At 42.4% G+C, this 4,738-nt stretch carries 4 protein-coding genes; 2 read left to right on the forward strand and 2 right to left on the reverse strand.

Annotation, left to right across the window (positions count from 1 at the left end; all coding sequences use genetic code 11):
- Nucleotides 1–313 precede the first annotated feature (313 nt).
- Nucleotides 314–835 (forward strand): helix-turn-helix domain-containing protein, encoded by a 522-nt coding sequence (locus tag ACEVJL_RS16670; protein ID WP_209346734.1) that lies wholly within the window; start codon nucleotides 314–316, stop codon nucleotides 833–835.
- Between the two features lie 275 nt (nucleotides 836–1,110).
- Nucleotides 1,111–2,298 carry an IS256 family transposase gene (locus ACEVJL_RS16675; RefSeq protein ID WP_209346736.1) on the forward strand — a complete coding sequence of 396 codons (1,188 nt, stop codon included), beginning with the start codon at nucleotides 1,111–1,113 and terminating at the stop codon, nucleotides 2,296–2,298.
- A 218-nt stretch (nucleotides 2,299–2,516) separates the two neighbouring features.
- Here ACEVJL_RS16675 and ACEVJL_RS16680 read toward each other — a convergent pair whose 3' ends face one another.
- Nucleotides 2,517–4,148, reverse strand: a complete 1,632-nt coding sequence (locus tag ACEVJL_RS16680; RefSeq protein WP_209346737.1) for a peptidase domain-containing ABC transporter — start codon at nucleotides 4,146–4,148, stop codon at nucleotides 2,517–2,519.
- A 25-nt stretch (nucleotides 4,149–4,173) separates the two neighbouring features.
- Nucleotides 4,174–4,551 (reverse strand): SPASM domain-containing protein, encoded by a 378-nt coding sequence (locus ACEVJL_RS16685; RefSeq protein WP_374738479.1) that lies wholly within the window; start codon nucleotides 4,549–4,551, stop codon nucleotides 4,174–4,176.
- Nucleotides 4,552–4,738: the final 187 nt, after the last annotated feature.

The raw sequence follows: 4,738 nt of genomic DNA on the forward strand, positions 1-4,738 counted from the left end.
TGGTGGCAGCATCGGTTTGATCCGGTCCCATTGTTCTTTTGTTAACTCATAGCGTTTCATGCCCTTAGTTTTACATATTGCGTCCTATTGTGCAACTTTTATTTTTCAAACAAGGCCTAGTATTTGCTGCTAAAAACGTAGTATATGGTGAGGCTGGAAGGAAGGTGGCGCAATGACCGATGATGAAATAATAATAGACCTGTTTTTCGAGTGTGACCAGCAGGGCATACAGAACTAAATGTTAATTTGCGTTGCTTGTGGTAGCAGGATGTTTTGAGTATAATAAAAATGACTTAAAGAGGAGTTGAACTATATGTTTGGAGATAATTTGAAAAAAGTACGAAAAGAAAAGGGGCTTTCTCAAGAGGCTCTTGCAGAGAAAATAAATGTTGTGCGACAGACTATCTCAAAGTGGGAAAAAGGGCTGTCAATTCCAGATGGGGATATGCTTATAAAATTATCTCAAGTTTTGGAGGTGCCTGTGGAAACTTTACTCGGGAGCAAAGTTCCATTGGAAAATACAAACGCTGTTAATCAAGCGATACAATTTCAAATAATAAATAGCCTTTTAGAAAATTCTCAACGAGAAGGTGCTAAAATGTCTGGAATAATGATACTGGGCGCTTTCATTTCGCTGATAGGCGCATTTTTCTCTGTTGCTTTAATGACGCTGGCTACACTAAACGATGTCACATTAAATGGAACAGTAGGAATTATCGGTTTGCTCAAAGGCTATGGTGCTATGGATTTCTTCATAGTATCTATTGCCTTTATTGTTCTGGGCATTGTTCTCTTTGGAATAGGAACATATATCGAGTTCAAAAGCAAAAAGTAATGGTAATTATAGGATGGCTGACAAGCTGGCGCGAGGTGAAAAGTTTATATATCGTCGCCTTTATAGTGATTGTTGCTAATAAGGCAATCGATATCGCTGTTTCGAAAATCCGGTCGCGCATAAAAGACAGATAAGCAGTTCAAACCTTTACGCTATTAAATGTGATAAGGTACAATAAATTGCGCAAATTGAAAACGGCATAAAAAGAGACATGGTTTGCAGACCTCTGGTAGAATGAAGTTACCACACACCATTCTGAAAGGAGTCTGTAAACCATGTCTGAGAAGATTGTACAACTGAACGAGGAAGTAATCAAGGGGCAGCTCAAGGAAATGGTCCGGGGCAGCGTCGAAGAAACGCTGAATGAACTGCTGGAGCAGGAGGCGGAGCTAACCCAGGCTGCCCGCTACGAGCGCAACGAGGCCCGCCAAGGCTACCGCAGCGGCCACTACGACCGGAACCTTACCACCACCTCCGGAGACGTGACGCTCCATGTGCCTCGCCTCAAGGGTGTTTCTTTTGAAACGGCCATCATTGAGCGGTATCGCCGCCGGGAGAGCAGCGTAGAAGAAGCCCTCATTGAGATGTACCTCGCCGGCGTCTCTGTGCGCCGGGTGGAGGATATAACAGAAGCTTTATGGGGCAGCAAGGTATCTCCGTCCACCATCAGCGAGCTGAACAAGAAAGCCTATGTCCACATCGAGGATTGGCGGAACCGTCCCTTACAAGGCGGTAAGTATCCGTACGTTTATGTGGACGGTATCTACCTGCGGCGCAACTGGGGAGGAGAGTATGAAAATGTTGCAATATTGGTGGCAATTGCGGTGAACGAGGACGGATACCGTGAGGTCCTGGGCGCGGCCGAGGGTATGAAAGAGGACAAGGCCAGCTGGGTGAATTTCTTCCAGTGGCTTAAAAGCCGTGGACTGGACGGCGTGAAACTCATTGTCGGGGACAAGTGTCTGGGAATGCTGGACGCTGTAGGGGAAGTGTTTCCTGACGCCAAATACCAACGCTGCACAGTCCATTTTTACCGCAATGTGTTTTCCGTCGTCCCTCGATCCAAGGTAAAACTGGTGGCTAAGATGCTCAAGGCGATCCATGCCCAGGAGAGCAAGAAGGCGGCCCGAGAGAAAGCGAAAGCTGTGGTGGCTCAGCTGAAGGAAATGAAGTTAAAAGAGGCCGCTAAGAAAGTAGAGGATAGTGTCGAGGAAACGCTGACTTACTGTGATTTTCCCTATGAGCATTGGACGCGGATCCGTACCAACAATGTAATTGAACGGCTGAACCGGGAGATTCGCCGCCGCACCCGTGTGGTGGGAACATTCCCGGACGGCAATTCTGCTTTGATGCTGGTTTGTGCCCGATTACGCCATGTGGCCGGAACCCAGTGGGGCAACAAGAAGTACATGAATATGAAGCATTTGGAGGCGGCTCTGGAAGACGCCTCTATTGCTGGCTGACCTCATCCAGCCAGAGTCTGCAAACTAATTTGCGCATAATTCTTGACAGTACCTTAAATGTCTGTTTCGCTGTTCAGAGTAGCAGCAAACAAAAAAGCCCCCGCCCCAAGCACAATCGAGTGCCTACTGGGGTGGGGGCCGCTGTTTTATATTACAGATCCTGATAGCCGGAAAGCCCTTGTGATAATGCCTCAGCAAAACTGCATACCACAAAAGTATTAAAGATTTGTGAGGGAAATAACAACATCGGCAATATCGTTAAGTGACCTGTCGTGGGTAACGATTACTGTTATTTTGCCCTTTTTTGTTGCCGTTAAGTAGTCTTTAAATGCTTGCACAGATTCTCTATCCAGAGCTGATGTGGGCTCATCCAAGACCAATACATTGGGATTCTTTATCAGTGCACGAATAAGGCATATTTTCTGCTTTTCACCCCCTGAAAGATTAGAAGCATTTTCTCCGACTATAGTGTTCATTTTGTTAGGCAGGGAATTGATGAAGCCATCCAAGCCGAACAAATTGGTGTAATAGTCTATCATTCCCTTTTCCTTTGGGGGAGAACCAAGAGTAATATTAAAATAAATAGTGTCCTCAAACAAAAGCGGCTCTTGCTCAACAATACCCAAAAGATTTTGATATATTTTTGGTAAATCAATTTTCCCTATAGGGTACTCATTATAATAAATTTTATCAGCACACTCATTGGTGTATAGCCCCAAAATAGAATTGATTAGTGTTGTCTTCCCGGAGCCATTTGGACCTGCTATAACATATATCTTGCCTTCCTCAAATTCTACTGAAACAGAATTTAAAATATATTTTTGACCGAAGCGTTTCGAATAATTATGTAGGGCAATTTTTGAAATGTGAGTAAGTTCAATAGAACCAATAGGATCAGGAGTTCGTTCAAGAATTTCAGTTATCCGTTTAAATGAAACCATAATATCCTGAACATTTTTTCCTAAAGAGAAGAAGTATCTTGTTGATGTCAGCATGATGCTAAAATAGCTTGATATAATTGTGAACTGCCCTACACTTAATTTGCCTTGTAAAACTAATATACCACCATAAAGGAATAAAAAAATGTGTGCAACACAGAGAATAATACTGTCTAGACCCGTAAAAATATATGATATCTTTTGGTATTGAATTGCAGCGTGAAAAACATGATCAAAAGACGAATTAAGACGATAAATGAATTGTGAACATAATGCGTTTACTTTTAGCTGTTTGATGTGGGATATTTGTTCAAAAAGTTTACTAAAATATTCAGCTTGCTTCTCTTTGAATTTAAAGCTGGTCGTGAACAATTTCTTTTTGAGTATTTGGTATACGATAAAATAGCAGGGAATGAGAATGAACAAGGAGACTGCTATTAGAGGATTAAAAAAGAAAATGACTAAGAATGAAAGTAATATAGTGACAAAATTGATTACAATGCTTTGAATAATACTGATGCAGAAAGTCATGAGTGCATTGGAATCATTATTTGCTTTTTGATTAAGGTAGGCGGTGTCTTCTGACTCGATAAAGGATAATGGTAAATGCTGAATATGAGAAATGACATCACGATTGAGTTCAAATCCCATCCTTGTCTGTAAGGAGATAAATAGCTTATTACTTATGTATCCTAAAAGAACCGAACCTAGCGACAGGGAAAAGTATAAAGCACAATACTGAAGTAGGCTGCCGATGCTGTTGCCGGTAATTAAGTAATCTACGAAATTTCCAGATACATAAGGCGTTGCCAAAGAAAAGCAACCCAGAATAATGCACAGCAAAATATAAAAACATAGTTGCCTACGATGTAGTTTCATGTACTTTTTGCAAAAAAGCAATATATCTTTCATGCCATGCTGTGCCTCCATATTAAGATTACTTTTTAGCTTTGTTTGCAACCTCTAACGCAAAACGCTGGATCTGCTTTTCTAACACGCCTTTTACCTTAAAGCAGCCCTTAGCGTGATATGTGCCAGTTTCATTATAACTAACGACACCGCAGCCACCACCGCAGGCGGGTAAGTAAACGCATTCTCTGCAGTCTTTATCCTCTAAGGGGTTTTTTGACATCCAATCATATAATGCAAAAGACACATTCACTAGCGAACCGTCGTCTCCGATTTCTCCCATCCGATGCTCATCCATACCAGCATGTTCCCAACACTTATATACATTACAGTCTGGAGTAACAGTATATTGACCATCGCTATACAGACCGCAGTACATCCAACGTTGGAAAGGATTTGTATGCATCAAAAAGCCCTGTTTTTCAGCTTCATTCCACAAGTATTCAAGAACATCGCCGATTTCATAATCTATATTGCATACGGCGGTGGCCAGCGGCCACGGTTGCGGAGCTCAGCGGCCGCTGTGCGGCCTAACGGCCACCCCAATATAGACAGCTAATTGAAGTAGTTCGGAAATTCTCCATAATGATGGT

It is taken from the genome of Flintibacter porci (assembly GCF_041925195.1).
Taxonomy (GTDB): Bacteria; Bacillota; Clostridia; order Oscillospirales; family Oscillospiraceae; genus Lawsonibacter; species Lawsonibacter porci.

Bases quoted from the DNA above. Each gene is read 5' to 3' on its own strand.
- ACEVJL_RS16680 (WP_209346737.1), bottom strand. From the start codon at position 4,148: ATGAAAGATATATTGCTTTTTTGCAAAAAGTACATGAAACTACATCGT.
- ACEVJL_RS16675 (WP_209346736.1), top strand. From the start codon at position 1,111: ATGTCTGAGAAGATTGTACAACTGAACGAGGAAGTAATCAAGGGGCAG.
- ACEVJL_RS16685 (WP_374738479.1), bottom strand. From the start codon at position 4,551: ATGCATACAAATCCTTTCCAACGTTGGATGTACTGCGGTCTGTATAGC.
- ACEVJL_RS16670 (WP_209346734.1), top strand. From the start codon at position 314: ATGTTTGGAGATAATTTGAAAAAAGTACGAAAAGAAAAGGGGCTTTCT.